Annotated in this window: 19 protein-coding genes; 5 read left to right on the top strand and 14 right to left on the bottom strand. The window is 56.6% G+C overall.

Annotated elements, in window-relative coordinates; all coding sequences use genetic code 11:
• Nucleotides 1–4: 4 nt before the first annotated feature.
• Nucleotides 5–1,363, bottom strand: coding sequence for a siroheme synthase CysG (gene cysG / locus HCH49_RS16650; RefSeq protein WP_039263355.1), 1,359 nt, complete (start codon nt 1,361–1,363; stop codon nt 5–7).
• A 237-nt stretch (nt 1,364–1,600) separates the two neighbouring features.
• Here cysG and HCH49_RS16645 point away from each other — a divergent pair, with 237 nt between their 5' ends.
• Nucleotides 1,601–2,644 carry an aminopeptidase gene (locus HCH49_RS16645; protein WP_221703023.1) on the top strand — a complete coding sequence of 348 codons (1,044 nt, stop codon included), beginning with the start codon at nt 1,601–1,603 and terminating at the stop codon, nt 2,642–2,644.
• 116 nt (nt 2,645–2,760) lie between these two features.
• Here HCH49_RS16645 and cysH read toward each other — a convergent pair whose 3' ends face one another.
• From cysH to cysJ, 3 genes are read right to left on the bottom strand one after another with little or no spacing between them, the layout of a single operon-like run.
• Nucleotides 2,761–3,495, bottom strand: coding sequence for a phosphoadenosine phosphosulfate reductase (gene cysH / locus HCH49_RS16640; RefSeq protein WP_221703022.1), 735 nt, complete (start codon nt 3,493–3,495; stop codon nt 2,761–2,763).
• Between the two features lie 15 nt (nt 3,496–3,510).
• Nucleotides 3,511–5,223: an assimilatory sulfite reductase (NADPH) hemoprotein subunit gene (gene cysI, locus HCH49_RS16635; protein WP_048979255.1), complete on the bottom strand. Its 1,713-nt coding sequence runs from the start codon at nt 5,221–5,223 to the stop codon at nt 3,511–3,513.
• Nucleotides 5,223–7,028, bottom strand: coding sequence for an NADPH-dependent assimilatory sulfite reductase flavoprotein subunit (gene cysJ / locus HCH49_RS16630; protein WP_219940181.1), 1,806 nt, complete (start codon nt 7,026–7,028; stop codon nt 5,223–5,225). Before cysJ ends, cysI begins: the two co-directional genes overlap by 1 nt.
• Nucleotides 7,029–7,334: 306 nt before the next feature.
• On the opposite strand from cysJ, the gene queD reads away from it, so the two are divergent.
• A complete protein-coding gene (queD, locus tag HCH49_RS16625; RefSeq protein WP_023309002.1) occupies nt 7,335–7,697 on the top strand; it encodes a 6-carboxytetrahydropterin synthase QueD in 363 nt (120 codons plus the stop codon).
• A gap of 28 nt (nt 7,698–7,725) precedes the next feature.
• On the opposite strand, the gene queE is transcribed toward queD, so the two are convergent.
• The 3 genes from queE to HCH49_RS16610 are packed head-to-tail and all read right to left on the bottom strand — an operon-like array spanning nt 7,726 to nt 10,718.
• Nucleotides 7,726–8,397, bottom strand: a complete 672-nt coding sequence (gene queE / locus HCH49_RS16620) for a 7-carboxy-7-deazaguanine synthase QueE (RefSeq protein ID WP_023333236.1) — start codon at nt 8,395–8,397, stop codon at nt 7,726–7,728.
• Between the two features lie 54 nt (nt 8,398–8,451).
• Nucleotides 8,452–9,159 carry an N-acetylmannosamine-6-phosphate 2-epimerase gene (locus tag HCH49_RS16615; RefSeq protein WP_087823267.1) on the bottom strand — a complete coding sequence of 236 codons (708 nt, stop codon included), beginning with the start codon at nt 9,157–9,159 and terminating at the stop codon, nt 8,452–8,454.
• Nucleotides 9,159–10,718 (bottom strand): PTS transporter subunit EIIC, encoded by a 1,560-nt coding sequence (locus HCH49_RS16610; protein ID WP_221703021.1) that lies wholly within the window; start codon nt 10,716–10,718, stop codon nt 9,159–9,161. The genes HCH49_RS16615 and HCH49_RS16610 overlap by 1 nt, the downstream gene beginning before the upstream one ends.
• 165 nt (nt 10,719–10,883) lie before the next feature.
• On the opposite strand from HCH49_RS16610, the gene HCH49_RS16605 reads away from it, so the two are divergent.
• Together HCH49_RS16605 and HCH49_RS16600 are read left to right on the top strand one after the other, a co-directional pair.
• A complete protein-coding gene (locus HCH49_RS16605; RefSeq protein WP_029741550.1) occupies nt 10,884–11,708 on the top strand; it encodes a MurR/RpiR family transcriptional regulator in 825 nt (274 codons plus the stop codon).
• 358 nt (nt 11,709–12,066) lie between these two features.
• A complete protein-coding gene (locus HCH49_RS16600; protein WP_087823265.1) occupies nt 12,067–13,176 on the top strand; it encodes an SDR family oxidoreductase in 1,110 nt (369 codons plus the stop codon).
• Between the two features lie 53 nt (nt 13,177–13,229).
• Here HCH49_RS16600 and eno read toward each other — a convergent pair whose 3' ends face one another.
• From eno to rlmD, 5 genes are all read right to left on the bottom strand, one after another.
• Entirely contained in the window at nt 13,230–14,528 is a 1,299-nt protein-coding gene (eno, locus tag HCH49_RS16595; protein ID WP_023309012.1) for a phosphopyruvate hydratase, read from the bottom strand.
• A gap of 91 nt (nt 14,529–14,619) precedes the next feature.
• A complete protein-coding gene (gene pyrG, locus HCH49_RS16590; RefSeq protein ID WP_221703020.1) occupies nt 14,620–16,248 on the bottom strand; it encodes a glutamine hydrolyzing CTP synthase in 1,629 nt (542 codons plus the stop codon).
• Between the two features lie 223 nt (nt 16,249–16,471).
• Nucleotides 16,472–17,263: a nucleoside triphosphate pyrophosphohydrolase gene (mazG, locus tag HCH49_RS16585; protein WP_048976024.1), complete on the bottom strand. Its 792-nt coding sequence runs from the start codon at nt 17,261–17,263 to the stop codon at nt 16,472–16,474.
• Between the two features lie 67 nt (nt 17,264–17,330).
• Nucleotides 17,331–19,562 (bottom strand): GTP diphosphokinase, encoded by a 2,232-nt coding sequence (gene relA, locus HCH49_RS16580; RefSeq protein ID WP_221703019.1) that lies wholly within the window; start codon nt 19,560–19,562, stop codon nt 17,331–17,333.
• A 51-nt stretch (nt 19,563–19,613) separates the two neighbouring features.
• The gene (rlmD, locus tag HCH49_RS16575) at nt 19,614–20,912 is read right to left on the bottom strand and encodes a 23S rRNA (uracil(1939)-C(5))-methyltransferase RlmD (protein ID WP_221703018.1); all 1,299 of its coding nucleotides are present in this window, start codon (nt 20,910–20,912) and stop codon (nt 19,614–19,616) included.
• A gap of 57 nt (nt 20,913–20,969) precedes the next feature.
• Here rlmD and barA point away from each other — a divergent pair, with 57 nt between their 5' ends.
• Nucleotides 20,970–23,729 (top strand): two-component sensor histidine kinase BarA, encoded by a 2,760-nt coding sequence (gene barA / locus HCH49_RS16570; protein ID WP_069303255.1) that lies wholly within the window; start codon nt 20,970–20,972, stop codon nt 23,727–23,729.
• Between the two features lie 95 nt (nt 23,730–23,824).
• On the opposite strand, the gene HCH49_RS16565 is transcribed toward barA, so the two are convergent.
• Entirely contained in the window at nt 23,825–24,964 is a 1,140-nt protein-coding gene (locus HCH49_RS16565) for a glycerate kinase (protein ID WP_221703017.1), read from the bottom strand.
• 77 nt (nt 24,965–25,041) lie between these two features.
• Nucleotides 25,042–26,379 carry a glucarate dehydratase gene (gudD, locus tag HCH49_RS16560; RefSeq protein WP_221703016.1) on the bottom strand — a complete coding sequence of 446 codons (1,338 nt, stop codon included), beginning with the start codon at nt 26,377–26,379 and terminating at the stop codon, nt 25,042–25,044.
• Between the last annotated feature and the right edge of the window lie 9 nt (nt 26,380–26,388).

Below are 26,388 nucleotides of genomic sequence, written 5' to 3'. Positions count from 1 at the left end.
TTCCTTAAGCCAAATTTACGACAGAAGAACCAAAGCCTTCTGTATCGGTTGTGTGTTGGAACCAGGCGAGCGTGCTGTGCAGCTGCACCACTTCACCCACCACGATCAGGGCGGGCATCGGGGCGTCTTTCGCCAGGGTTGCAAGATGTTCCAGCGTGCCCGTCGCAACGTGCTGATCGACGCGCGTGCCGCGAGAAATGACGGCAACGGGCGTCGTCGCCTCGCGACCGTGCTGAATAAGCTGTTCGCTGATGTCCGCCGCCTTCATCGTGCCCATGTATATCGCCAGCGTCTGGCGGCTCTGGGCGAGATGCGACCAGTCGAACGGCGTGCTGTCGGCCTTGTAGTGGCCGGTCACAAAGGTCACGCTCTGGGCGTAATCGCGGTGGGTCAACGGGATACCGGCGTAGGCCGTTACCGCAGAGGCCGCCGTGATGCCGGGCACCACCTGGAACGGTATGCCCGCTTCGGCTGCCGCCTGCAGCTCTTCGCCGCCGCGGCCGAAGATAAACGGATCGCCCCCTTTCAGGCGCACCACGGTTTTACCCGCTTTGGCGGCGTCAACCAGCATCTGGTTGGTGTCGTGCTGCGGCACCGAGTGCTCGCCAGCCCGTTTGCCGACGCAGATTTGCTCCGCGTCGCGACGGATCAGCTCGCGCACGCCGTCGGTGACCAGATGGTCGTAGAACACCACGTCCGCGTCCTGCAGCACCTGCAGGCCGCGCAGCGTCAGAAGCCCGGCATCGCCCGGCCCTGCGCCCACCAGAATGATCTCCCCGCCCGTACTGCCGGGGTTATCCAGTTCGTCCTCGAGAATTTTCTGCGCTGCCGTCTCATTACCGGCATGCATCAGGCTGGCAAAGCGGCCGCGAAACACGCGTTCCCAGAAGCGACGGCGTTCCGTTACGCTGGTCAGGCGCGTTTTCAGGTGGTTGCGCCAGTAGCTGGCTTTTTCCGCCATGCGCCCGAGGCTGGTCGGCAGCAGCGCTTCGATTTTTTCACGCAGCACGCGCGCCAGCACCGGTGCGGTACCGCCGGAGGAGATCGCCACCAGCAGCGGAGAACGGTCAACGATCGACGGGAAGATAAACGAGCATAGTGGCTGGTCGTCCACCACGTTCACCAGGCGGTAACGTGCCTGAGCGGCGTCGGAAATCCGCCGGTTCAGGTCGCGATCTTCGGTCGCCGCAATCACCAGCACGACGCTGTCGATTTGTGATTCGTCAAAATCCGCTTCTGCCACTACCCGCACCTGCGCCCCTGCGCGTTGCAGAAACGCGATTTTGCGATCGGCAATTTCACCCGTGCCAACAACCAGCACCGGCTTCTCTTTTATCGCGGCAAATAAGGGCAGATAGTCCACAAGCAACAACTCACTAACAACGAGGAATAAAGGGACTATAGGGGGCGGCTTAGACCGAATGAAATTACGAATTGGAATGAGTAGTTACTCAATGGAATAACGCCGTGAAAAAGCTAATACCAAAAAGTGCTTAACACGCGAAATTTCGGGCATTTAAGACCAATTCAAATTGTGTATGGACGATCACAGTTTCATACTAGGCGGGTTATTATTTTGCTCAGTTTTTAAGGACTCACTATGTTTTCCGCAACGCGCCACCGTATTGCTGCCCTGGCGCTCGGCGTTTGCTTTATTCTTCCTGCCCAGGCAAAAAACCAAGCTTATGGTGAAATCGCCACTATGCAGGCGCGGCATATTGCCACCGTCTTCCCTGGCCGCATGACCGGCTCGCCTGCAGAGATGCTCTCTGCGGACTATCTTCGCCAGCAGTTTGCCGGGATGGGCTATCAGAGCGATATCCGGTCGTTTCACAGCCGCTACGTCTATACCTCACGAAATAAAACGAAAAACTGGCATAACGTGACCGGCAGTACGGTTATCGCGGCGCATGAAGGTCGCGCGGCTGAACAGATTATTATCATGGCGCACCTTGATACCTACGCCCCGATGAGCGATGCCGATACGGATAACAACCTCGGCGGGCTGACGCTGCAGGGCATGGACGACAACGCGGCGGGCCTGGGCGTGATGCTCGAACTGGCCGAGCGGATGAAAGATATTCCAACCCAGTATGGTATTCGTTTCGTTGCCACCAGCGGTGAAGAAGAGGGCAAACTCGGCGCTGAGAATCTCCTTAAACGCATGAGCGCTGAGGAGAAGAAAAATACGCTGCTGGTGATCAACCTCGATAACCTGATCGTCGGCGATAAGCTTTATTTCAACAGCGGGCAGAGTACGCCGGGACCCGTGCGGAAACTGACGCGCGACCGGGCGCTGGCGATTGCCCGCAGTCATGGCGTTTTTGCCACCAGCAACCCTGGCGGTAACCCGGATTATCCGCGAGGAACGGGCTGCTGCAACGACGGGGAAGTCTTCGACAAGGCGGGCATTCCGGTGCTGTACGTGGAAGCGACAAACTGGGCATTGGGCAAGAAAGATGGCTATCAGCAGCGGGCTAAATCGAAAGCCTTCCCGGACGGGACAAGCTGGCACAACGTGATGCTGGATAATCAGCAGCACATTGACAGCGCGCTGCCGCAGCGGATTGAGCACCGCAGTCGTGATGTGGTGAAGGTCATGCTGCCGCTGGTGAAGGAGCTGGCGAAAGCGGGGAAAGCCTAGTGCTTATTTTCCCCTCACCCCTGCCCTCTCCCCTAAGGGGCGAGGGAGAAAAGACGGCTCCGAGCAATCCCCTCTCCCCTTAGGGGAGAGGGTTAGGGTGAGGGGGGGATAAGGAATCATCCTTCGTGCAGCCCGCACTCGCGCTTCAGCCCAAAGAATCGCGTCTCTTCTTCCGCCATTCCCGGTTCCCATTTGCGCGTGGTGTGGGTGTCGCCCACCGACAGATAGCCCTGGTCCCACAGCGGATGGTACTTCAGCCCGTGTTTTTGCAGATACTGATACACCGTACGGTTATCCCAGTCGATAATCGGCAGCACTTTAAATACCCCGCGCTGGACCGCCAGCACCGGTAAGGTTGCACGGCTGCCGGACTGCTCGCGGCGCAGCCCCGCAAACCACGTCTGCGCATTGAGATCTTTCAGCGCCCGGTTCATCGGCTCAACTTTGTTGATCTCATTGTATTTCTCAATGCCCTCTACGCCCTGTTCCCAGAGCTTACCGTAGCGCGCCTCCTGCCAGGCCGCGCTTTCCGTCGCACGGTACACTTTGAGGTTCAGCTTGAGCTTGTCCGTCAGCTCGTCAATAAACTGGTAGGTTTCAGGAAACAGGTAGCCGGTATCGGTGAGGATCACCGGAATGTCCGGACGGATCTGATTCACCAGATGCAGGCTGACCGCCGCCTGAATACCAAAGCTCGACGAGAGCACATAGTCTCCCGGCAGGTTTTCCAGCGCCCACGCCACACGCCCTTCGGCGTCCAGCTTTTCAAGGTGGGCATTGGTTTCTGCCAGCGCCAGAATGCGTTCGACTTTAGGCAGATCGTTAAGGGCGTTTAGATCGAGTACGGACATAATTACCTCTCGTGGTTACTCCCAGAAATCCCTTGCGGGATCGAGCACCGGGCGAATGATGCCCGCACGCACCGTAAAGTCGCCGAAGCCTTCACCCGCTTCGCGCTCTTTCGCCCAGCGCCCGACAAGCTCGTCGATGGAATCAAGGATTTCCGGCTCGGTAATGTTCTCGCGGAACATACGCGGAATGCGCGTGCCGATACGGTTACCGCCCAGGTGCAAGTTGTAACGACCCGGCGCTTTCCCCACCAGACCCAGCTCGGCCAGCATCGCGCGGCCGCAGCCGTTCGGGCAGCCGGTGACGCGCATAACAATATGCTCGTCCGGAATACCGTGTTTTTCCAGAATCGCCTCCACTTTGTCAGTGAATGACGGCAGGAAACGTTCCGCTTCGGCCATCGCCAGCGGACAGGTCGGGAACGACACGCAGGCCATGGAGTTTTCACGCTGCGGCTTAACCGCATCCATTAACCCGTGATCGCGCGCCAGCTTCTCGATCTTCGCCTTCTGGCTTTCCGGCACGCCGGCAATAATGAGATTCTGGTTAGCGGTAATGCGGAATTCGCCTTTATGGATCTTAGCAATTTCCAGCAGACCGGTTTTCAGCGGACGGCCCGGATAATCCAGAATACGGCCGTTTTCGATAAACAGCGTCAGGTGCCATTTATTGTCGATACCTTTCACCCAGCCAATGCGATCGCCGCGACCGGTGAATTCGTAAGGGCGGATCGGCTCAAATTTGATGCCCGCACGACGCTCCACTTCCTCTTTGAACGTCTCAACGCCCACGCGCTCCAGGGTGTATTTAGTTTTCGCGTTTTTACGGTCGGTACGGTTGCCCCAGTCGCGCTGCGTGGTCACTACCGCTTCCGCCACGGCCAGCGTGTGCTCCAGCGGCAGGAAGCCGAACTCGCTCGCGGTGCGGGCGTAGGTTTTCTTATTACCGTGTTCAATGGACAGGCCGCCGCCCACCAGCAGGTTAAAGCCAATCAGCTTGCCGTTTTCAGCAATCGCCACGAAGTTCATGTCGTTGGCGTGCAGGTCGATATCGTTCTGCGGTGGGATCACGACCGTGGTTTTAAACTTACGCGGCAGATAGGTCTGGCCAAGGATCGGTTCTTCGTCCGTGGTCGCGACTTTTTCCTGATCGAGCCAAATCTCCGCATAGGCGCGGGTGCGCGGCAGCAGGTGCTCAGAGATCTTCTTCGCCCACTCGTACGCTTCGGCGTGCAGCTGGGACTCATACGGGTTCGAGGTGCAAAGCACGTTACGGTTCATGTCGTTGGCGGTCGCCAGCGCGTCCAGCCCGACCGAGTGCAGCATCTGATGCACCGGCTTGACGTTCTTCTTCAGAATGCCGTGGAACTGGAAGGTCTGACGGTTGGTCAGGCGGATGCTGCCGTAAATCGTGTTTTCACCGGCAAACTTGTCGATGGCCTGCCACTGTTTGGTGGTGATCACCCCGCCCGGCAGACGGCAGCGCAGCAGCATCGCATGACGCGGCTCCAGCTTCTGTTCGGCACGCTCGGCGCGGATGTCGCGATCGTCCTGCTGGTACATGCCGTGGAAGCGGATCAGCAGGAAGTTGTCGCCTTTGAAGCCGCCGGTGAGACCGTCATTCAGATCTTCAGCAATGGTGCCGCGCAGATAGTTGCTTTCCAGCTTCATGCGCTCGGCGTCTGTCAGTTTACCTTCGACCACCAGTGGCCCTGGATGTTTTTCGCTCATTAGTAGACATCTCGCTGATAACGGCGCTCAACGCGCAGCTCACTTAAAAATTCATCCGCCGTTTCGGCATCCATACCGCCGAATTCGGCAATCACTTCCAGCAGTGCCTGCTCAACGTCTTTCGCCATGCGATTGGCGTCGCCGCAGACATAAATGTGGGCACCGTCATTGATCCAGCGCCACAGCTCTGCGCCCTGTTCGCGCAGTTTGTCTTGTACGTATATTTTTTCTTTCTGGTCGCGGGACCAGGCCAGATCGATGCGGGTCAGTACGCCTTCTTTCACATAGCGCTGCCACTCAACCTGGTAGAGGAAATCCTCGGTAAAGTGCGGGTTGCCGAAGAACAGCCAGTTTTTACCCGGCGCTTCATCTGCCGCGCGCTGCTGCATGAAGGCGCGGAACGGCGCAATGCCGGTGCCTGGGCCAATCATGATGACCGGCGTTTCCGGGTTCGTCGGCAGGCGGAAGTTGTCGTTGTGCTCGATAAAGACGCGCACTTCGCCCTCTTCTTCGACGCGATCCGCCAGGAAGCTTGATGCCCCACCCGCACGGGCGCGGCCTTCGATGTCGTAGCGCACCACGCCGACGGTAATATGCACTTCACTCTCCACTTCGGCCTGCGAAGAGGCGATGGAGTACAGGCGCGGCGTCAGCGGTCGCAGCAGGCCGATCAGCGCATCCGCATCCAGCTGAGCCGGAGAGAAACGCACCATATCGACAATTGGCGTCGTCGCGGCGTAATGCTGCAGCTTCGCCTTGTCGCCCACCAGCGGCAGCAGGGATTCGCTGCGCGTTAAGGTGGCATAATTTTCGACGATATTCGGGGTGTTCACCGTCAGCTCGAAATGCCACTGCAGCGCCTCTGCAAGCGGCTGGATTTTGCCGTCAACGGTGACGGGCTCGTCACCCTTCAGCCACAGCAGCTCAACCAGCTCTTTCACCAGAGCCGGATCGTTCTGATACCAGATACCCAGCGCGTCGCCCGGCTGATAGCGCAGGCCAGAGTCGCCGAGATCGATCTCGATATGGCGCACGTCTTTTTCCGAATCGCGGCCGGTGATTTTCTGGTTCACCGACAGGCTCGCCGTCAGCGGCGCCTCTTTGGTGTACGGGCTGGTGTGGATGTCGTTGACGGCCCCCGTCGCGGTGAACGCGGCCTGCGCCGACGTCTCTTTCGGCACGCGCGCTTTCAACACCTCAACGATGCGCGCACGCCATTCGGCGGCGGCGGTCTGGTATTCAACATCTGCGTCAACGCGGTCCAGCAGGCGCTCCGCGCCCAGCTCCGCCAGCCTGCTGTCGAAGTCTTTACCGGACTGGCAGAAGAATTCATACGAGGTATCGCCCAGGCCAAATACGGCAAACGCCGTGGCATCCAGCTTCGGCGCTTTTTTCGAGAACAGGAACTTATGCAGGGCCACCGCTTCTTCAGCAGGTTCACCTTCACCCTGCGTAGAGGCGACCACCACCAGCAGTTTTTCTGACGCGATTTGCTTAAATTTATAATCCCCGGCGTTGACCAGGTTCACGTTCAGTTTGGCGGCCAGGAGGTCGTCACGCAGCGCTTCGGCCACGCGGCGCGCATTGCCCGTCTGCGAGGCGGAAATCAGGGTAATGGCCGGAATTTCAACGGCCGTTACCGGTGCACCCGCCACAGCGCCAGGCTGCTGATTGAGCATTCCCCAGAAATAACCGGAGACCCAGGCAAGCTGAGTGGGAGAAAAATCAGAGGTGGCAGCCTGAAGGCGCGCCAGTTGCTCCGGGTTCAGGGGAAGCAAATTTGAAGGTGGGGCCTGTGTTGTCATGCGTCGTTATGTTCCAGTAGCCAAGCGGACTTTAAGCGAATAAATCCAAACTGAAGATAAGGTTAACGGCGAGGATAATAACAATTAAAGAAGGGATGGAAATAATAAATAACCAAATGGACTAACCTGTTTTAGTTGTCATACTTAGCGATAAAACCGATTAATTAACCCTCTGAAAATTATCGATAAAAGCATCAAAAAACGCCTGTTAACGAGACGCCAGGCTTCAGAGCCGTTTTAGTTAATGCTAAAAATTGTGCTTTCCGGTACTATGCGGCGGTTTTTTCCGCATTACTGAGAGCGATCATGTCCACCACACTGTTTAAAGATTTCACCTTCGAAGCCGCCCACCACCTTCCGCATGTCCCTGAAGGGCATAAATGCGGCCGTCTGCACGGGCATTCGTTCATGGTGCGTCTTGAGATCACCGGTGAAGTTGATCCGCATACCGGTTGGATCATGGATTTTGCCGAACTGAAGGCGGCGTTTAAGCCGACCTACGATCGTCTGGATCATTACTACCTGAATGATATCCCGGGCCTTGAAAACCCGACCAGCGAAGTGCTGGCGAAATGGATTTGGGATCAGATGAAGCCGCTGGTACCGCTGCTGAGCGCGGTGATGATTAAAGAGACCTGTACCGCCGGCTGTATCTATCGCGGGGAGTAAAAAAAGCCCGGCTAAACCGGGCTTTTTTTTAGGCAATATTCAGGTATTTGTGCGTCTGCATCGACAGGCGCCAGTTGCGCGCAATACAGGTTTCAATGCACAGGCGCGTCGCGTCGTCTTTCTGGCTGATCGGCTGTAGCGCAATGACGCGCTGCTTTTCATCCGTCAGCGTTGCCAGCAGTTCATCCAGCGCTTCGATATCACGCACGCGCCCAACCGGGTGCTTAATCTCATCCGCGCGTTCCAGCGCCTGAGACAGCACGTCATACCCGCCGCGCATATTCACTTTTGGCGATACCGTCACCCAGGTGGTGTGTGAACAGCGCACTTCATGGGTGCCGCTGGTTTCAATCTGGCAGCTGTAGCCGTTCTTTTCGAGCAGCTCGGTCAGCGGCGTCAGATCGTGGATGCAGGGTTCACCGCCGGTGATCACGACGTGGCGCGCCGTCCAGCCCTGACGACCAATAATGGCCAGCAGATCTTCTGAACTGCCCGCGCCCCACTTATCGCTCTCTTTGGTTTTCGCCAGAATGCTAAACAGCGACACTTCCCGATCTGCGAGCTTATCCCACGTATGTTTGGTATCACACCAGGCACAGCCAACCGGGCATCCCTGTAAACGAATGAAAATAGCGGGAACGCCGGTAAAGTAACCCTCGCCTTGCAGGGTCTGGAACATCTCGTTAATCGGGTACTGCATAGTCATCTCAGTAAAGGGGATAAACGATAAGTATCGCAGATCCCCGCCTGATGGTCATGCTCCATCGGTGCTTTGCGCGCCAATCGCCGCCATAAAACGCTCGGTAATTTGCTGTGGACGGGTGATGGCGCCGCCGACGACGACCGTATGCGCGCCCAGCGCCAGGCATCTGGCCGCGCGTTCAGGCGTATCCACGTTGCCTTCGGCAACCACGGGAACCGTCACGGCAGCCAGCACGCCCTTCAGGAACGCGCAGTCATTTTCCGGAAGCGAATGGCCCGCCGTTTCCGCCGTATAGCCGTAAAGCGTGGTGCCGACGCAGTCAAAGCCAAGCGCCTGCGCCGTCACGGCTTCGCCCACGGTGGAAATATCCGCCATCAGCAGTACCGCGGGATAGCGCGAGCGGATGCGCGCGACCAGCGTTTCCAGGGATTCTCCACCGGGACGCTCCCGCGCCGTTGCATCAAGCGCAATGATTTCCGGAGAGACGGTCATGAGCTCATCCACCTCTTTCATCGTGGCGGTGATAAACACCTCGCTTTCCGGGTAATCCCGTTTGATGATGCCGATAACAGGCAAAGAGACCTGCTGCTTAATGGCCTTGATATCCACCACGCTGTTGGCACGAATGGCGGCGGCTCCGCCCTGCGCCGCCGCCAGCGCCATGCGCGACATAATAAACGGGCTATGCAGCGGTTCATTTTCCAGCGCCTGACAGGAGACGACCAGTTTTCCCTTCAGGTTATCCAGTACAGTTTTCATTACGATAAGATCTCTTCCACTTCGTTTTTGATAATCGTGACGTGCGGGCCATAAATGACCTGAACCCCGTTACCGCGCACGATAACGCCGCGCGCGCCGGTGGCTTTCAGCGCCGCGTCATTCACTTTGCTGCCGTCCTTCACCGTGACGCGAAGCCGCGTGGCGCAGCAGTCCACCTCTTCCAGATTCTCTTTTCCGCCTAATCCCGCGATCACCGCAACGGCGCGCTCGCTCTGCGAAAAGGTCACCTCATTGGCCATCGCCTCCTTTTCCCGACCCGGCGTGGCAAAATCAAAACGGTTAATCAGATAGCGGAAGGTGAAGTAGTAAAGGAAGAACCACGGCACGCCCACCAGCGGAACGAACATCCAGTTAGTTTTGGCCTCTCCCTGCAAAATGCCGAACAGCACGAAGTCAATAAAACCGCCGGAGAAGGTTTGCCCGATAGTGATATGCAGCATGTGCGCGAGCATGAACGCCAGCCCGTCAAACAGCGCATGAATGACGTAAAGCACAGGCGCAATAAACAGGAAGGAAAACTCGATAGGCTCGGTAATCCCGGTCAGGAACGAGGTTAACGCCGCAGAGAGCAGCAGCCCGGCAACGCGCTTTTTGTTCTCCGGTTTTGCCGTGTGGTACATCGCCAGACACGCGCCGAGCAGGCCAAACATCATCGTAATAAAGCGCCCGGACATGAAGCGCGACGTGCCCTCATAGAAATGCTGCGTGTTCGGGTCGGCCAGCTGGGCGAAGAAGATCCGCTGTGTGCCCTCAACGAGGTGACCGTTGACAATCTCGCTGCCCCCGAGCGCGGTGGTCCAGAACGGCAGATAGAAGATGTGGTGCAAACCAAACGGGCCCAGCATGCGTAAAATGAAGCCGTACAGCAGGGTGCCCAGATAGCCGGTGGCATCCACCAGCCCGCCGAGACCAAAAATCAGTTTCTGAAAATGCGGCCAGACCACCGTCATGAGCGCGCCGACGAGTATCGCCGCCAGCGAGCTGATGATGGGAACAAAGCGCGAGCCGCCAAAGAACCCGAGGAACTGCGGAAGCACAATTTTATTAAACCGATGATGGAGCGTGCAGGTCACCAGACCAATCACCACGCCGCCAAACACGCCGGTTTCCAGCGTCTGGATCCCCAGCGTCATGCCCTGCCCAACTGCACCCGGGTTCTCGTGCGCCAGTTTGCCGGTGAGGATCAGCAGCGCGTTGATGGTGGCATTCATCACCAGAAACGCGAGTAGCGCCGCCAGCCCAGCCGTGCCCTTATCGCTTTTTGCCAACCCGACGGCTACCCCAACCGCAAACAGCACCGAGAGGTTTGCAAACACGATTGAACCGGCGCTGCTCATGATAGTGAAAATGGCCTGCAGCCAGCCCACATCTAAAAACGGATAAGCCGCCAGCGTATTGGGATTCGATAACGCGCCGCCTATCCCCAGCAGCAGGCCCGCCGCGGGCAGCACGGCGATAGGCAACATAAAGGATTTACCAAAGCGCTGCGCTTTTTCAAACCATCCCCCCGAAGAAGCACCACTGAACATTTGCATCATTTTTTCATCTCCCCTTTAAGTGATGAAAATTTTTACCACATAAATATCACCCAGTGAAAATTATCATCAAAAACCAGGAAGCCGATCATACTTTTTCAAAATGACTGGCATCTTTCCCCTCCTTTCCGCCACACTAGTCGCAGCGAAACACATTAAGGACGTGGCATGTCGGACCATGAAAATCTGCTGCTGAAGCTCCGCCAGGAGGCTTCCGGGTACAGCCCAACGCAACAAAAACTCGGTGAGTTTGTCCTCAGCGATCCTGCCCGGGTGCTCTACCTGACGATCACTGAACTGGCGCGCGAGAGCCACACCAGCGAAGCCAGCGTCACGCGCCTTTGCCGGACGCTGGGCTGCAAGGGCTATAACGAATTTAAAATGGCGCTTGCGCTGGATATTCAGCAGGGCCAGCCCGCGCGTCAGGCGGGGGATGAGATTGATAACGTCGTGGATGAGTCGGTGCAGGCTTTGCAGGATACCGCCAGACTCCTCGACCGCACGCTGCTTGAAAAAGCGGCGCTGGCGCTGCATCAGGCGCAATCCGTGCAGATTTATGGCGTCGCGGCCAGCGCGATCCTCGGCGAGTATCTGCATTACAAGCTGCTGCGGCTGGGAAAACCCGCACAGCTGTTTAGCGATATGCACCGCGCGGCCATGAATGCGACAACGCTTTCGAAAGATACGCTGGTTGTGGCCATCTCCAGCTCGGGTTCAACGCGGGATTTACTCCACGTGGTGAAGCTTGCCCGCAAGCGCGGCGTTAAGGTTCTGGCGCTCAGCAATACGCCCCGCAGCCCGCTGGCGTCTCTGAGCGACATGCAGCTGGTTGCCGCCAAACCAGAAGGCCCTCTAAGTGCAGGCGCGCTCAATGCTAAGGTTGGAGTGATGCTGCTGGTCGAGCTGCTGACCACATCCATGATTGCGCTGGATGGTCATTACGGCGACGTTAGCCAGCAAACAGCCAGCGCCACGCTTCCCCTTTTGCTCTGAAAATCATTCGCAGGCTAAATAAATCGGCCTGCGACTTATGTTGTCTGATTTGAGTTAAGTGGTATTTAAAACATTTATTGAATAAATGTTTGGTGTAACAAATTATTATATTTATTACATTTTGAATTACGTTCACTATTAGGTACAGACTTCATAAAAACAATTAAATTCAATGAGTTAAAATTTAAATCTTAATAGAGTGAATTTTTACCCTTGCGATACTGTCCAATATATCCACCTGATTTCCTTTCCTTAAAATAAGCTTAAGACGCCATTGATTTCGGCGTTTTATTATTTAAATGCCGTTTACTTTTGCACGCCTACAATCCGCCTCATCAATCATAATGAGACGGTATTAATGAAGATGTTATTGATTACAGGCGTGACCGGATTTCTGGGTGGTGCAGTTCTTGAAAAAATCCTAACCAGCGATCAACCCGCAAAACTCCTTTTACTTGCGCGCGCCAGCGATCCGCAGAGCGGGCTGGAGCGCGTGCTGGAGAACATGCGCAAGTTCAACGTTCCCGAGGACAAACTGGCCTCCTTGAAGGTGGATAATATTCTGATTGGCGACCTCAGCCAGTCGGATGCCTTCCTGAACGATCCCCGTCTGGATCGGGTCACGCACGTGGTTAACTGTGCGGCCGTGGCCTCATTTGGTAATAACCCGCTGATCTGGAAGGTCAACGTTGAAGGTACGCTCGCGCTGGCGCGCCGTATGGAGCAGGTCACGGGCCTGCAGCGTTTCCTCCACGTCGGCACCGCAATGTCATGCACGCCGGAGCAAGATTCACTGGTCGCCGAAAGCGCTGAATTCAGAGAGAATGCTGAACACCTGGTGGAATACACGTTTTCGAAGTCAACCATCGAACAGCTGATGCGCCAGGAGTGCCCTAACCTGCCGCTGCTCATCGCCCGTCCGTCCATCGTCGTCGGCCATACCCGTCACGGCTGCACGCCGTCGAGCAGCATTTTCTGGGTCTTTAGCATGGGCCTGATGCTGCAGAAGTTTATGTGCTCAATGGAAGACCGGATTGACGTTGTTCCGGTGGATTATTGCGCCGACGCGATGTTAATGCTGCTCAACAGCAACGCTCGTCCGGGAGAAGTGGTGCACATTTCTGCGGGAGAAGAGAACAGCGTTCGCTTTGCGGATATCGATCAGGCAATGGCGCAGGCGCTGGAGAAAGCCCCCGTCGGGGATAAATATGCGCAGGTCAGCTACGAAACGCTGGTCAGAATGCGCCGCGAGCTGAAACATATTTTTGGGCCGTGCAACGAACGTCTGATGCTGAAAGCCATGCGTTTATACGGTGCATTTGCCACGCTTAACGTGCGCTTCAGCAACGATAAGCTGCTGAGCATGGGGATGCCGAAGCCGCCCCGGTTTACGGATTATATCGCCCGCTGCGTGCAAACCACCCAGGGGCTGACCATTCCGGAGCAAATGGCGGTCGATTTTAAATAGCCAAAAAAAATGCCAGTCATTCGACTGGCATTTTCATTTTAAGGCTTAAGCAATTATGCCTGGCCTTTGATCTCTTTCAGACCGTTGTATGGTGCTTTTTCGCCCAGCGCTTCTTCGATACGAATCAGCTGGTTGTATTTAGCAACACGGTCAGAACGGCTCATAGAACCGGTTTTGATCTGGCCTGCAGCGGTACCTACAGCCAGGTCGGCAATGGTAGCGTCTTCAGTTTCGCCAGAACGGTGAGAGATAACAGCGGTGTAGCCAGCGTCTTTCGCCATTTTGATCGCAGCCAGAGTTTCGGTCAGAGAACCGATCTGGTTGAATTTGATCAGGATGGAGTTAACGATGCCTTTCTCGATGCCTTCTTTCAGGATCTTGGTGTTGGTTACGAACAGGTCGTCACCAACCAGCTGGATTTTGTCGCCCAGTACTTTAGTCTGGTATGCGAAGCCAGCCCAGTCAGACTCGTCCAGACCGTCTTCGATAGACACGATTGGGTACTGTTTGGTCAGGTCTTCCAGGAAGTGAGTGAACTCTTCGGAGGTGAACGCTTTGTTGCCTTCGCCAGCCAGAACGTATTTACCGTCTTTGTAGAATTCAGATGCTGCACAGTCCATCGCCAGGGTGATGTCTTTGCCCAGCTCGTAGCCAGCAGCTTTAACTGCTTCTGCGATAACGGCCAGCGCTTCTGCGTTAGAACCCAGGTTTGGCGCATAGCCACCTTCGTCACCAACAGCAGTGTTCATACCTTTAGCTTTCAGAACTTTAGCCAGGTTGTGGAACACTTCAGAACCCATACGTACCGCTTCTTTCAGGGATTTCGCGCCAACTGGCTGAATCATGAATTCCTGAATATCAACGTTGTTGTCTGCGTGCTCACCACCGTTGATGATGTTCATCATTGGTACAGGCATGGAGTATTTGCCTGGGGTGCCGTTCAGTTCAGCGATGTGCTCGAACAGTGGCATACCTTTCGCAGCAGCAGCCGCTTTGGCGTTCGCCAGAGAAACAGCCAGGATTGCGTTCGCACCGAAGTTAGATTTGTTTTCAGTACCGTCCAGATCGATCATGATCTTGTCGATGCCAGCCTGGTCTTTGGCGTCTTTGCCAAGGATTGCCTGAGCAATCGGACCGTTTACAGCGCCAACCGCTTTCAGTACGCCTTTGCCCAGGAAGCGGGATTTGTCGCCATCGCGCAGTTCCAGCGCTTCGCGAGAACCAGTAGAAGCGCCTGATGGAGCAGCAGCCATACCAACGAAACCACCTTCCAGGTGAACTTCGGCTTCAACGGTCGGGTTACCACGGGAGTCGATGATTTCACGACCGATGACTTTAACGATTTTGGACATTAGATTTTCCTCAGTACAAGTTAAACTAAAACTCCAGACAAACAACGCGTACCAAAGGTACGCGTTGCCGTTCTAACTTTTTTTACTTCGCCTAACGCTTCTGGTAGTCGCTGGCGGCCTTCACGAAGCCTGCAAACAGCGGATGCCCGTCACGTGGCGTTGAAGTAAATTCCGGGTGGAACTGGCAGGCGACAAACCACGGATGGTTTGGCACTTCAATGATCTCGACTAACTGATCATCCCCGGAGCGGCCCGCAACACGCAGGCCCGCGGCTTCAATAGGTTTCAACAACATGTTGTTGACTTCATAGCGGTGACGATGGCGCTCGGTGATGACCGGCTCGCCGTACAGCTTGCGAACCACGCTATCGTCAGACAGCTGGCAGGCCTGTGCGCCAAGACGCATGGTGCCACCCAGATCGCTCTTCTCGGTACGGACTTCGACGTTACCTTCTTCGTCACGCCATTCAGTGATAAGCGCCACAACAGGGTACTTACAGTCTGGCACAAATTCCGTAGAGTTCGCGTTTTCCATTCCCGCTACGTTGCGCGCAAATTCGATCAGCGCAACCTGCATACCCAGACAGATGCCGAGGTATGGAATATTGTTTTCACGCGCATAGCGCGCGGTGGCGATCTTGCCTTCTACACCACGGTAGCCGAAGCCGCCAGGGATGAGGATAGCATCCAGATCTTTCAGGATTTCAACGCCACGCGTTTCAACATCCTGCGAATCAATCAGCTTGATGTTCACGGAAACACGGTTCTTCAGACCACCGTGTTTCAGCGCTTCGATCACTGACTTATAGGCATCCGGCAGTTCAATGTACTTGCCGACCATACCGATAGTCACTTCCCCTGCCGGGTTGGCTTCTTCATAAATAACCTGTTCCCATTCAGACAGGTTCGCTTCCGGACAGTTCAAGCTGAATCGTTTACAAATATAATCGTCCAGGCCCTGCGATTTCAACAGGCCCGGGATTTTATAAATGGAATCGACATCTTTCATTGAAATAACGGCTTTTTCAGGCACGTTACAGAACAATGCAATTTTCGCACGTTCGTTTGCCGGAACCGCACGATCGGAGCGGCAAACCAGGATATCTGGCTGAATACCAATGGAGAGCAGCTCTTTCACAGAGTGCTGAGTCGGCTTGGTTTTCACTTCACCAGCGGCGGCCATGTACGGCACCAGAGTCAGGTGCATGAACAGCGCGTGCTCACGGCCGATATCTACCGCCAGCTGACGAATCGCTTCCAGGAATGGCAGGGATTCGATATCACCCACGGTACCGCCGATTTCAACCAGCACCACGTCGTGGCCTTCGCCACCCGCAACAATGCGTTCTTTGATTGCGTTAGTGATGTGCGGGATAACCTGAACGGTTGCACCCAGATAGTCACCACGGCGCTCTTTACGCAGAACGTCGGAGTAGATGCGGCCAGTCGTGAAGTTATTACGACGGGTCATTTTGGTGCGGATGAAACGCTCGTAGTGGCCAAGATCCAGATCGGTTTCAGCGCCGTCTTCAGTAACGAACACTTCCCCGTGTTGGATTGGGCTCATGGTGCCCGGATCGACGTTGATGTACGGATCCAGTTTCATCATGGTCACATTGAGGCCACGGGCTTCAAGAATGGCTGCGAGGGAGGCTGCGGCAATGCCTTTACCCAGAGAGGATACGACCCCGCCGGTCACAAAAATATAGTTCGTTGTCATGCTGAACCTGAGAAGTTAGGGTGAAACGATGGAATAACCAGGACGGGAAAGTAGTATACCCGAACACGGCGAGCGCCACAAACTTTCATTCTCCGTCTCCATTCCAGGCCATGACAAACATAAGGAGTGAGAAAATAGCCCCTTTTGGGTAAATGTTTTTGACGCAAATCAAGCGCTTGTCATTTAAAAAATCACACAGATTGCGCTTGATCGCAAAATCTCGTTAGAGATCAGATTCCTGGCGCTTTACTTCTTGCCAGACTTCTTCCATCGCGTCGAGGTCAATTCCGCTCATTTCCAGGCCTCGCGAGGCGACAATCCGCTCAACTTCGCGAAAGCGTCGTTCGAATTTTAGGTTGGCTTTTTGCAGGGCGGTTTCCGCTTTTACACCCAGATGGCGAGAAAGGTTGACGGTTGCAAACAGCAGGTCGCCCATCTCCTCCTCAAGCTTTGCTTCATCCACCACCGCCTGCTGCGCTTCGTGCATGACTTCGTCAATCTCTTCGTGCACTTTATCCAGCACCGGGCCGAGGGAGGTCCAGTCAAAACCGACGGCGGAGCAGCGTTTCTGGATTTTATGCGCGCGCATCAGCGCGGGCAGGCTCAGCGGAATATCATCCAGCGCCGAGTGCTGGGATTTTTCCGCTCGCTCGGCGCTTTTGATCTGCTCCCAGCGGGCCAGCACCTCAGCGCTGTTCCCTGCGGTGGCATCGCCGAAGATATGGGGATGACGGCGCTCAAGCTTGTCGCTGATGGCAGCGCAGATATCGTCAAAGTTAAAGCGCCCCTCTTCCTGCGCCATTTGCGCATAGAACACTACCTGGAACAGCAGGTCGCCCAGCTCGCCGCGCAGGTCGTCAAAATCTTCGCGGGAAATGGCGTCCAGCACCTCGTAGGTCTCTTCGAGGGTATAAGGCGCAATGGTGGCGAAAGTCTGCTCTTTGTCCCACGGGCAGCCGTTTTCCGGGTCGCGCAGGCGTTTCATGATGCCGAGCAGGCGGTCGATTTGAGTCATAGTGTTTTCCATTAAAAAAACAAGCCGGGTGGCGGCAAAGCCTTACCCGGCCTACAGAAGAGTGTGTTTAACCGCCGTGCAGACGACGCGCGTCAATCACATCCGGCACCTGGTTCAGTTTACCGAGCACGCGGCCCAGCACCTGCAGGTTGTAGATTTCGATGGTCATATCGATGGTGGCAAGCTGCTCGCGGGTATCGCTGCGGCTGGCGACCCCCAGCACGTTGACCTTCTCGTTGGCGAGAATGGTCGTGATGTCGCGCAGCAGGCCGCTGCGGTCGTTGGCAGTGACGCGCACCACCAGCGAGTAGCCGGCGGAATAGCTCTCACCCCAGACCGCTTCCACGATGCGCTCCGGCGCATGCGACTGCAGCTCGGCAAGCTGGTCGCAGTCGGAACGGTGAATCGAAATCCCGCGTCCCTGAGTGATAAAGCCGACGATATCGTCGCCCGGAATAGGCTGACAGCAGCGGGCAATGTGGTGCATCAGGTTGCCCACGCCCTCGACCACCACGCGGCCGTTGTCTTTGCTGCGCTGCTGCGGCGCATAGGTTTTCTGCTGCAGCTGCTTCAGCGCCGCCGCGTCCTGCTCTGCCGCGCTTGGCTTATTGAACTGCGCCTGCAGGAAGTTCACCATCTGATTCAGACGGATATCACCGCCGCCAATGGCCGCTAGCAGCTCGTCAAGCTCGTTGAAGTTGTAGCGCGGCAGCAGGAATTTCTCCGCCTCTTTCAGGCTTATCCCGATATGCTCCAGCTCGTCGTCGAGGATCTGGCGACCGGCAAGGATGTTCTTGTCACGATCCTGTTTACGGAACCAGGCGTGAATTTTCGAGCGCCCGCGGCTGGTGGTGACGTAGCCCAGGTTAGGGTTAAGCCAGTCACGGCTCGGGTTGGGCTGCTTCTGGGTAATGATTTCAATCTGGTCACCCATCTGCAGTTGATAGGTGAACGGTACGATACGTCCGCCAATTTTCGCCCCGATGCAGCGGTGCCCCACATCGCTGTGGATGTGGTAGGCAAAATCGAGCGGCGTAGAACCCGCCGGCAGGTCGACAACGTCCCCTTTTGGGGTAAAGACGTAGACGCGATCGTCAAAGACCTGGCTGCGCACTTCGTCGAGCATCTCGCCGGAGTCTGCCATCTCTTCCTGCCACGCAATCAGCTTGCGCAGCCAGGCAATGCGGTCTTCGTGGCCAGAACGCGCTCCGCCGGAGGTGCCTTCTTTGTATTTCCAGTGCGCGGCCACGCCCAGCTCGGCGTCTTCGTGCATCTGTTTGGTGCGGATCTGAATCTCGACCGTTTTGCCGCCAGGGCCAAGCACAACGGTATGGATAGACTGATAGCCGTTCGGTTTGGGGTTGGCGACATAGTCATCAAACTCATCGGGCAGATGACGGAAGTGAGTGTGTACTATCCCCAGCGCGGCGTAGCAGTCCTGCAGACGCTCCGCCACGATACGCACGGCGCGCACGTCAAACAGCTCGTCAAACGCGAGGTGTTTCTTCTGCATTTTGCGCCAGATGCTGTAGATATGCTTAGGCCGGCCGTAGACTTCGGCGCGCACGTTCTCTTCTTTCATCGCCTGGCGCAGCCCGCCGACAAATTCCTCGATATAGTGCTCGCGGTCGATACGGCGCTCATGAAGGAGTTTGGCAATACGTTTATATTCCGCCGGGTGCAGATAGCGGAAGCAGTAATCTTCCAGCTCCCATTTCAGCTGACCAATCCCTAAGCGGTTCGCCAGCGGCGCGTAGATATTTGTACACTCTTTGGCCGCCAGCACGCGCTCGTCTTCCGGCGCATCCTTCACTTCACGCAGGTGGGCAATACGCTCGGCAAGCTTGATGACCACGCAGCGGAAATCATCCACCATGGCCAGCAGCATCCGGCGAACGTTATCGACCTGCTCAGAGGAGACGGAATCGGTGTGCGCGGCTTTAAGCTGGCGGATGGCCGCCATATCGCGCACGCCGTGGATCAGCGCGACGACGGATTTCCCGACGCTGTCGCGCAGCACGTCTTCGCTGACCACGTCCGCATCCGCGAGGGGGAAGAGAAGCGCGGCCTGCAGCGTTTCAATATCCATGTTCAGCATGGATAAGATTTCCACCATCTCCACGCCGCGCCACAGGAGAAGATCGGCGTCGGGATGCCCCTGCGTGGTGCGCAGACAATAGGCGCAGGTTTCGGTTAAGCGTTCACACGACTGCTGGCTGGAAATTCCCAGACTTGCGATCCATTTTTGTGGGTCAAATTCCCCAGCTTTATTGAGATGTGCACTTCTTACCGCAACCATTGTCCTCTCCTTTAGGGACCTGGGCCTGTCGAAGTCGACAAGCCAAACAAATTAGATGTGCTCGAACAACACCATCGATTCCAGATGTCCAGTGTGCGGGAACATGTCCAGCATTGCCAGACGCTGAATCTGGTAACCCGCGCTGATTAATGCCTCGCTGTCCCGGGCAAGCGTTGCCGGGTTACAGGAAACATAGACCACACTCTTCGGCTCGAGTTTAATAATATGTGCCATCACACCCGGGGCACCGGCACGCGCCGGGTCGAGCAAAATTTTATCAAAGCCCTGTTTTGCCCACGGCTGTTGGGTGACATCTTCTTCAAGATTTTGATGAAAGAATGTCACATTTTGCAAGCCGTTCTGCTGCGCGTTCTCCTGCCCTTTAGCCACCAGCGCCTCGACGCCTTCCACGCCGACGACGCTGGCCGCTTTTTGCGCCAGCGGCAGCGTGAAGTTGCCCATTCCGCAGAACAGATCGAGCACCCGATCGCTTTTCTGAACATCCAGCCACGTCAGCGCTTTCTCAACCATCAGTTGGTTAACACCGTCATTCACCTGAATGAAATCCCGCGGGCTGAACGTTAAGCGTAGCCCGTTTGACGCATACCAGGGCGCCTCACCGGTAACCTGCTCAAGTATCTCGCTTTGTGGTGCAAGGAAAAGCGCCAGGTCGTGGGAATGCGAAAAGCGTTCCAGTTTTTCGCGATCTTTTTTCGACAACGGCGCGGTATGGCGCAGCACCATCAGCGGTCCATTGTTGGCCATGACCAGTTCGACATGCCCGAGGTGGCGAACGCCGTCCAACCCGGAGAGACAAATGCGCACCTCCGGAAGCAATGCCTCAAGATGGGGCACCAAAATGGGGCACTGCTGCACATCGACGATGTCACTGGAACCGGCCTTGCGAAACCCCATCTCCAGCCGCGCCGTTTTTGGCTGATAGCTGAGGCTCAGGCGCGCGCGTCGCCGATAGCCCCAGGGCGCATCGGCGAGAATTTCGTTAACGTCATGTTTAAGCTGACGCGCCAGCGCGCGGCTTTTGCTTTTTTGCTGTAATTCTGTGCTCGCATGCTGTTGCTGGCAGCCTCCGCAAACGCCAAAATGTGGGCATCGCGGCTTCACGCGCTCCGGGCTATCGTTGAGGCGACGCTTAACCTGTCCGCGCGCGAACTGGCGTTTATCTTCCGTCAGCGTAATTTCTGCTCGTTCTGTCGGCAATAAACCTGTTATAAACAGAGCTTTACCGTTGTGACGTGCCACTCCCTGACCAAACGGATCGAGGTCCGTGGCTTCAACAGTAATGATTTGACGCGTCGTCACGCGTCGCTTTGCAGAGTAGAATTGCGCCATCGCCGAGATTTTTCTCACATAAACATAATTATCTTAATTGTCCCATAACGGAACGCCATGACCAACTACAGCCTGCGCGCGCGCATGATGATTTTGATCCTCGCCCCCACCGTTCTCATCGGTTTGCTGCTGAGTATCTTCTTTGTTGTGCACCGCTATAACGATTTGCAGCGACAGCTTGAGGATGCAGGCGCCAGCATTATCGAACCGCTTGCCGTTTCCAGCGAGTACGGCATGAACCTGCAAAACCGCGAATCCATTGGCCAGTTAATCAGCGTGCTCCACCGCCGTCACTCGGACATCGTACGCGCCATTTCCGTTTACGACGAACATAACCGCCTGTTTGTCACCTCGAATTTTCATCTCGATCCGGCAGCCCTGAAGATCCCGGACGGTACACCATTCCCGCGCCACCTCACCGTCTTGCGGCGCGGCGATATCATGATCCTGCGCACGCCGATCGTGTCGGAAAGCTATTCCCCCGATGAGTCAGCGCAATCCGACGCCAAATCCAGCAACAATATGCTGGGATACGTGGCGCTGGAGCTGGATCTCAAGTCGGTCCGGCTACAACAGTACAAAGAAATTTTTATCTCTGGCGTGATGATGCTGTTCTGCATTGGCATTGCGCTGATCTTCGGCTGGCGCCTGATGCGCGACGTGACGGGCCCCATCCGCAACATGGTTAATACGGTTGACCGCATCCGCCGGGGACAGCTCGACAGCCGGGTGGAAGGGTTTATGCTGGGCGAGCTGGACATGCTGAAGAACGGCATCAACTCAATGGCCATGTCGCTGGCGGCGTATCACGAAGAGATGCAGCACAACGTTGACCAGGCCACGTCCGACCTGCGCGAAACGCTGGAGCAGATGGAGATCCAGAACGTTGAGCTGGATCTGGCGAAAAAGCGCGCCCAGGAAGCGGCACGTATTAAGTCGGAATTCCTGGCCAATATGTCGCACGAGCTGCGTACGCCGCTCAATGGCGTGATCGGCTTTACCCGCCTGACGCTGAAAAGCGAGCTCAACCCGACTCAGCGCGATCACCTGCACACCATTGAACGCTCGGCCAACAACCTGCTGGCGATCATCAACGACGTGCTGGACTTCTCCAAGCTGGAAGCGGGCAAGCTGATCCTGGAAAGCATTCCCTTCCCGCTGCGCAGTACGCTCGATGAGGTGGTGACGCTGCTCGCGCACTCGTCGCACGACAAGGGCCTTGAGCTGACGCTCAACATTAAAAACGACGTGCCGGATAACGTCATTGGCGATCCGCTGCGCCTGCAGCAGGTCATTACCAACCTTGTCGGGAATGCGATTAAATTCACCGAAAGCGGTAACATCGACATCCTGGTAGAAAAACGCTCCATCAGCAGCAATAAAGTGCAGATTGAAGTCCAGATCCGCGATACCGGCATCGGTATTCCTGAGCGGGATCAGTCGCGTCTGTTCCAGGCGTTCCGTCAGGCGGACGCCAGTATCTCCCGCCGTCATGGCGGTACCGGCCTGGGGCTGGTGATCACGCAGCGCCTGGTGAACGAGATGGGCGGCGATATCTCTTTCCACAGCCAGCCGAATCGCGGTTCAACCTTCTGGTTCCATATTAATCTGGACCTCAACCCGAACGTTTTGACCGATGGCCCGGTGACGGACTGCCTGAAAGGCAAGCGCCTGGCCTACGTCGAACCTAACGCGGCGGCAGCGCAGTGTGCGCTCGATATTTTAAGCACCACGCCGCTGGAGGTGGTTTACAGCCCAACCTTCTCAGCGCTTGCCGTTGAGCATTACGATATTCTGCTGATGGGGATCCCGGTCACCTTCACCGGCGAACTGACCATGCAGCAGGAGCGGCTGGCGAAAGCCGCGTCAATGACCGACTATCTGCTGCTGGCGCTACCCTGCCACGCCCAGATAAATGCGGAGGAGTTGAAAAACGACGGAGCCGCCGCATGTCTGCTGAAGCCGCTCACCTCGACCCGCCTCCTGCCCGCGCTCACAGAGTATTGCCGTCTTAGCCAGCATGCTCTCCCGCTGATTAACGACGAGCAAAAATTGCCGATGAGCGTGATGGCGGTGGATGATAATCAGGCCAACCTGAAGCTGATTGGCGCATTGCTTGAGGACCAGGTTCAGCACGTTGAGCTCTGCACCAGCGGCGCGCAGGCGGTTGAACAGGCGAAGCAGATGCAGTTCGATTTAATCCTGATGGATATTCAGATGCCGGGCATGGATGGCATTCGGGCCTGCGAGCTGATCCACCAACTGCCGCACCAGCAGCAAACCCCGGTCATTGCGGTCACCGCGCACGCGATGGCCGGTCAGAAAGAGAAGCTGCTGAGCGCCGGAATGAATGACTATCTGGCGAAGCCCATCGATGAAGAGAAACTTCATAACCTGCTGTTACGCTATAAGCCGGGTCACATTAGCGGGACGTACACGGTTTCCAGCGAGCCGGTTGAAATCAGCGTCAACCAGAACGCGACCTTTGACTGGCAGCTCGCGCTGCGCCAGGCGGCAGGTAAACCCGATTTAGCCCGCGAAATGCTGCAAATGCTGGTCGCGTTTCTGCCGGAAATTCGCAATAAGGTAGAAGAGCAGCTGGTGGGTGAAAATCCGGAAGCGCTGCTGGAAGCGATCCACAAGCTGCACGGCAGCTGCGGGTACAGCGGCGTGCCGCGGCTGAAAAATCTTTGCCAGCTGCTGGAGCAGCAGCTGCGTGCCGGCACGCCGGAATCGGAGCTTGAACCGGAGTTTCTGGAGCTGCTGGATGAGATGGATAACGTAACGCGCGAAGCGACGAAGTTGCTGGGAAGCTGAGATAAAAGCCCGGTGGCGCTACGCTTACCGGGCCTACGATTGCGGGTGCGGCCTGATGCCCTCACCCCGATCCTCTACCACAGGGAGAGGGAGAACTACATTCCCTGCCCCACTTTCAGCACCGCCGCGATATTCCTGGCGGCCATCCTGACGTTCTCGCTGGCATTTTCCAGCGCATCTTCCAGCGAGCAGATGGTGTAAATCACGCTAAACACCGCATCAATGCCGTGATCGTGTACCACGCCAACGTCCGACGTCAGGCTGCCTGCAATGCCGATGACGGGTTTGTTAAAGCGTTTCGCCACTTTCGCAACGCCCACCGGAACTTTGCCGTGGATCGTCTGGCTGTCGATGCGGCCTTCTCCCGTGATCACCAGATCCGCATCGGCCACCTGGTCGGCCAGGTGTAGCGCATCGGTCACGATCTCAATGCCCTGGCGCAGCTCCGCGCCGCAAAAGGCGTACAGCGCGGCCCCCATGCCACCCGCCGCGCCGCCGCCAGCCAGGTTTAGCACATCGATATCCAGATCCCGGGCGATGACTCTCGCATACTGCGCCAGCGCGTTGTCCAGGGTGACGATCATCTCAGGCGTGGCCCCCTTTTGCGGGCCAAATACGGCTGACGCGCCATCCTTACCGGTGAGCGGATTCGTCACATCACAGGCGACCTCTATCCGGCACTCCGCCAGACGTCTGTCCAACCCGCTCAGGTCGATACGCGCGAGTTTTCCCAGCTCGCCCCCGCCCTGCCCAAGGGGCTGCCCGCTGTCGTCCAGCAGCTTTGCCCCCAACGCCTGCACCATACCTGCTCCGCCGTCATTGGTGGCGCTGCCGCCAATGCCGATGATGATATGCTTAACGCCCGCATCCAGCGCGTGACGAATAAGTTCGCCCGTGCCCCATGAGGTGGTTTTCAGGGGATTACGCTGCGAAGGGACGACCAGCTCCAGGCCGCTTGCCGCCGCCATTTCAATAAAGGCACTTTGCTCGTCACCGGATAAGCCATAAAACCCTTCCACGCGCTGACCCAGCGGGCCGGTCACCGGAACATGCACAATGCGTCCCTGCGTTGCCGCGATCATCGCCTCAACCGTCCCTTCGCCACCGTCCGCAACCGGCAGTTTGACGTAAACCGCCTCGGGAAAGATCTCGCGAAAACCACGTTCTATCGCTGTCGCAACCTCAAGCGCACTCAAACTTTCCTTATACGAGTCCGGTGCGATAACAATTTTCATAAGCCATCCTTACGCATAGTCGTTACGTTAAGCATACACCACGTAAAAGACCGCTTGTGGGATCGGTCCCAATGCGTTTATCGTACCATGCACGGGCGTTTATTGTCGAATGTCCAGTCGGGGATCAGATACTGCATCGCCATCGCATCGTCACGCGCGCCCAGACCGTGTTTTTGATACAGCTCATGGGCTTTCATGACCTGGTCCATATCCAGTTCAACCCCCAACCCCGGCGTGGAAGGCACCTGCACCATGCCACCTTTGATCTCAAACGGCTGCTTAGTCAGACGCTGATTACCCTCCTGCCAGATCCAGTGCGTGTCGATAGCGGTAATCGTGCCCGGCGCGGCGGCGGCAACGTGCGTGAACATCGCCAGCGACACGTCGAAGTGGTTGTTGGAGTGCGAGCCCCAGGTCAGGCCAAACTCGTGACACATTTGCGCCACGCGCACCGACCCCTGCATCGTCCAGAAGTGCGGGTCCGCCAGCGGAATATCGACGGACTGCAATGACAGGGTGTGTCCCATCTGACGCCAGTCGGTGGCAATCATATTGGTCGCGGTCGGCAGCCCCGTGGCGCGACGGAATTCCGCCATAACTTCACGGCCCGAGAAGCCCTGTTCAGCCCCACACGGATCTTCCGCATACGCCAGCACGCCTTTCAGCTGTTTGCCAATTTTGATCGCTTCATCAAGCGACCACGCGCCGTTCGGATCCAGCGTCACGCGCGCCTGCGGGAAACGTTTTGCCAGCGCGGTAACGGCTTCCGCCTCTTCCTCACCGGCAAGCACGCCGCCCTTCAGTTTGAAATCATTAAAGCCATATTTTTCGTACGCGGCTTCCGCCAGGCGCACCACCGCATCCGGGGTCATCGCCTCGTCGTGGCGAAGTCGGTACCAGTCGCATTGTTCATCCGGCTGGCTCTGATAAGGCAATGGCGTCAGCCTGCGGTCGCCGACAAAGAACAGATAGCCCAGCATTTCCACTTCGCTGCGCTGCTGCCCCTCGCCCAACAGCGACGCAACGTTAACGCCCAGATGCTGACCCAGCAGATCCAGCATCGCGGATTCAATCCCGGTCACCACGTGAATGGTGGTGCGCAGGTCGAAGGTCTGCAGGCCACGCCCTCCGGCATCGCGATCGGCAAAGGTATTGCGCACGGTGTTGAGGACATTTTTATACTCACCCAGCGCTTTGCCCACCACCAGCGGAATGGCATCTTCCAGCGTCTGGCGGATCTTCTCCCCGCCCGGAATTTCGCCCACGCCCGTATGCCCGGAATTGTCTTTGATAATGACAATATTGCGGGTAAAGAATGGCGCATGCGCGCCGCTCAGGTTCATCAGCATGCTGTCATGGCCCGCAACCGGAATGATTTGCATGGAAGTGACGACAGGGGTCGTAAAAGTACTCATCGTGTAATC

The organism is Enterobacter sp. Y17, assembly GCF_019730495.1.
Lineage (GTDB): Bacteria > Pseudomonadota > Gammaproteobacteria > Enterobacterales > Enterobacteriaceae > Enterobacter > Enterobacter asburiae_B.
Note: the sequence above shows the minus strand (reverse complement) of the source record. Positions and strands in the feature narration are given on the sequence as shown.

Bases quoted from the DNA above. Each gene is read 5' to 3' on its own strand.
- HCH49_RS16645 (WP_221703023.1), top strand. From the start codon at position 1,601: ATGTTTTCCGCAACGCGCCACCGTATTGCTGCCCTGGCGCTCGGCGTT.
- cysH (WP_221703022.1), bottom strand. From the start codon at position 3,495: ATGTCCGTACTCGATCTAAACGCCCTTAACGATCTGCCTAAAGTCGAA.
- cysI (WP_048979255.1), bottom strand. From the start codon at position 5,223: ATGAGCGAAAAACATCCAGGGCCACTGGTGGTCGAAGGTAAACTGACA.
- cysJ (WP_219940181.1), bottom strand. From the start codon at position 7,028: ATGACAACACAGGCCCCACCTTCAAATTTGCTTCCCCTGAACCCGGAG.
- queD (WP_023309002.1), top strand. From the start codon at position 7,335: ATGTCCACCACACTGTTTAAAGATTTCACCTTCGAAGCCGCCCACCAC.
- queE (WP_023333236.1), bottom strand. From the start codon at position 8,397: ATGCAGTACCCGATTAACGAGATGTTCCAGACCCTGCAAGGCGAGGGT.
- HCH49_RS16615 (WP_087823267.1), bottom strand. From the start codon at position 9,159: ATGAAAACTGTACTGGATAACCTGAAGGGAAAACTGGTCGTCTCCTGT.
- HCH49_RS16610 (WP_221703021.1), bottom strand. From the start codon at position 10,718: ATGATGCAAATGTTCAGTGGTGCTTCTTCGGGGGGATGGTTTGAAAAA.
- HCH49_RS16605 (WP_029741550.1), top strand. From the start codon at position 10,884: ATGTCGGACCATGAAAATCTGCTGCTGAAGCTCCGCCAGGAGGCTTCC.
- HCH49_RS16600 (WP_087823265.1), top strand. From the start codon at position 12,067: ATGAAGATGTTATTGATTACAGGCGTGACCGGATTTCTGGGTGGTGCA.
- eno (WP_023309012.1), bottom strand. From the start codon at position 14,528: ATGTCCAAAATCGTTAAAGTCATCGGTCGTGAAATCATCGACTCCCGT.
- pyrG (WP_221703020.1), bottom strand. From the start codon at position 16,248: ATGACAACGAACTATATTTTTGTGACCGGCGGGGTCGTATCCTCTCTG.
- mazG (WP_048976024.1), bottom strand. From the start codon at position 17,263: ATGACTCAAATCGACCGCCTGCTCGGCATCATGAAACGCCTGCGCGAC.
- relA (WP_221703019.1), bottom strand. From the start codon at position 19,562: ATGGTTGCGGTAAGAAGTGCACATCTCAATAAAGCTGGGGAATTTGAC.
- rlmD (WP_221703018.1), bottom strand. From the start codon at position 20,912: ATGGCGCAATTCTACTCTGCAAAGCGACGCGTGACGACGCGTCAAATC.
- barA (WP_069303255.1), top strand. From the start codon at position 20,970: ATGACCAACTACAGCCTGCGCGCGCGCATGATGATTTTGATCCTCGCC.
- HCH49_RS16565 (WP_221703017.1), bottom strand. From the start codon at position 24,964: ATGAAAATTGTTATCGCACCGGACTCGTATAAGGAAAGTTTGAGTGCG.
- gudD (WP_221703016.1), bottom strand. From the start codon at position 26,379: ATGAGTACTTTTACGACCCCTGTCGTCACTTCCATGCAAATCATTCCG.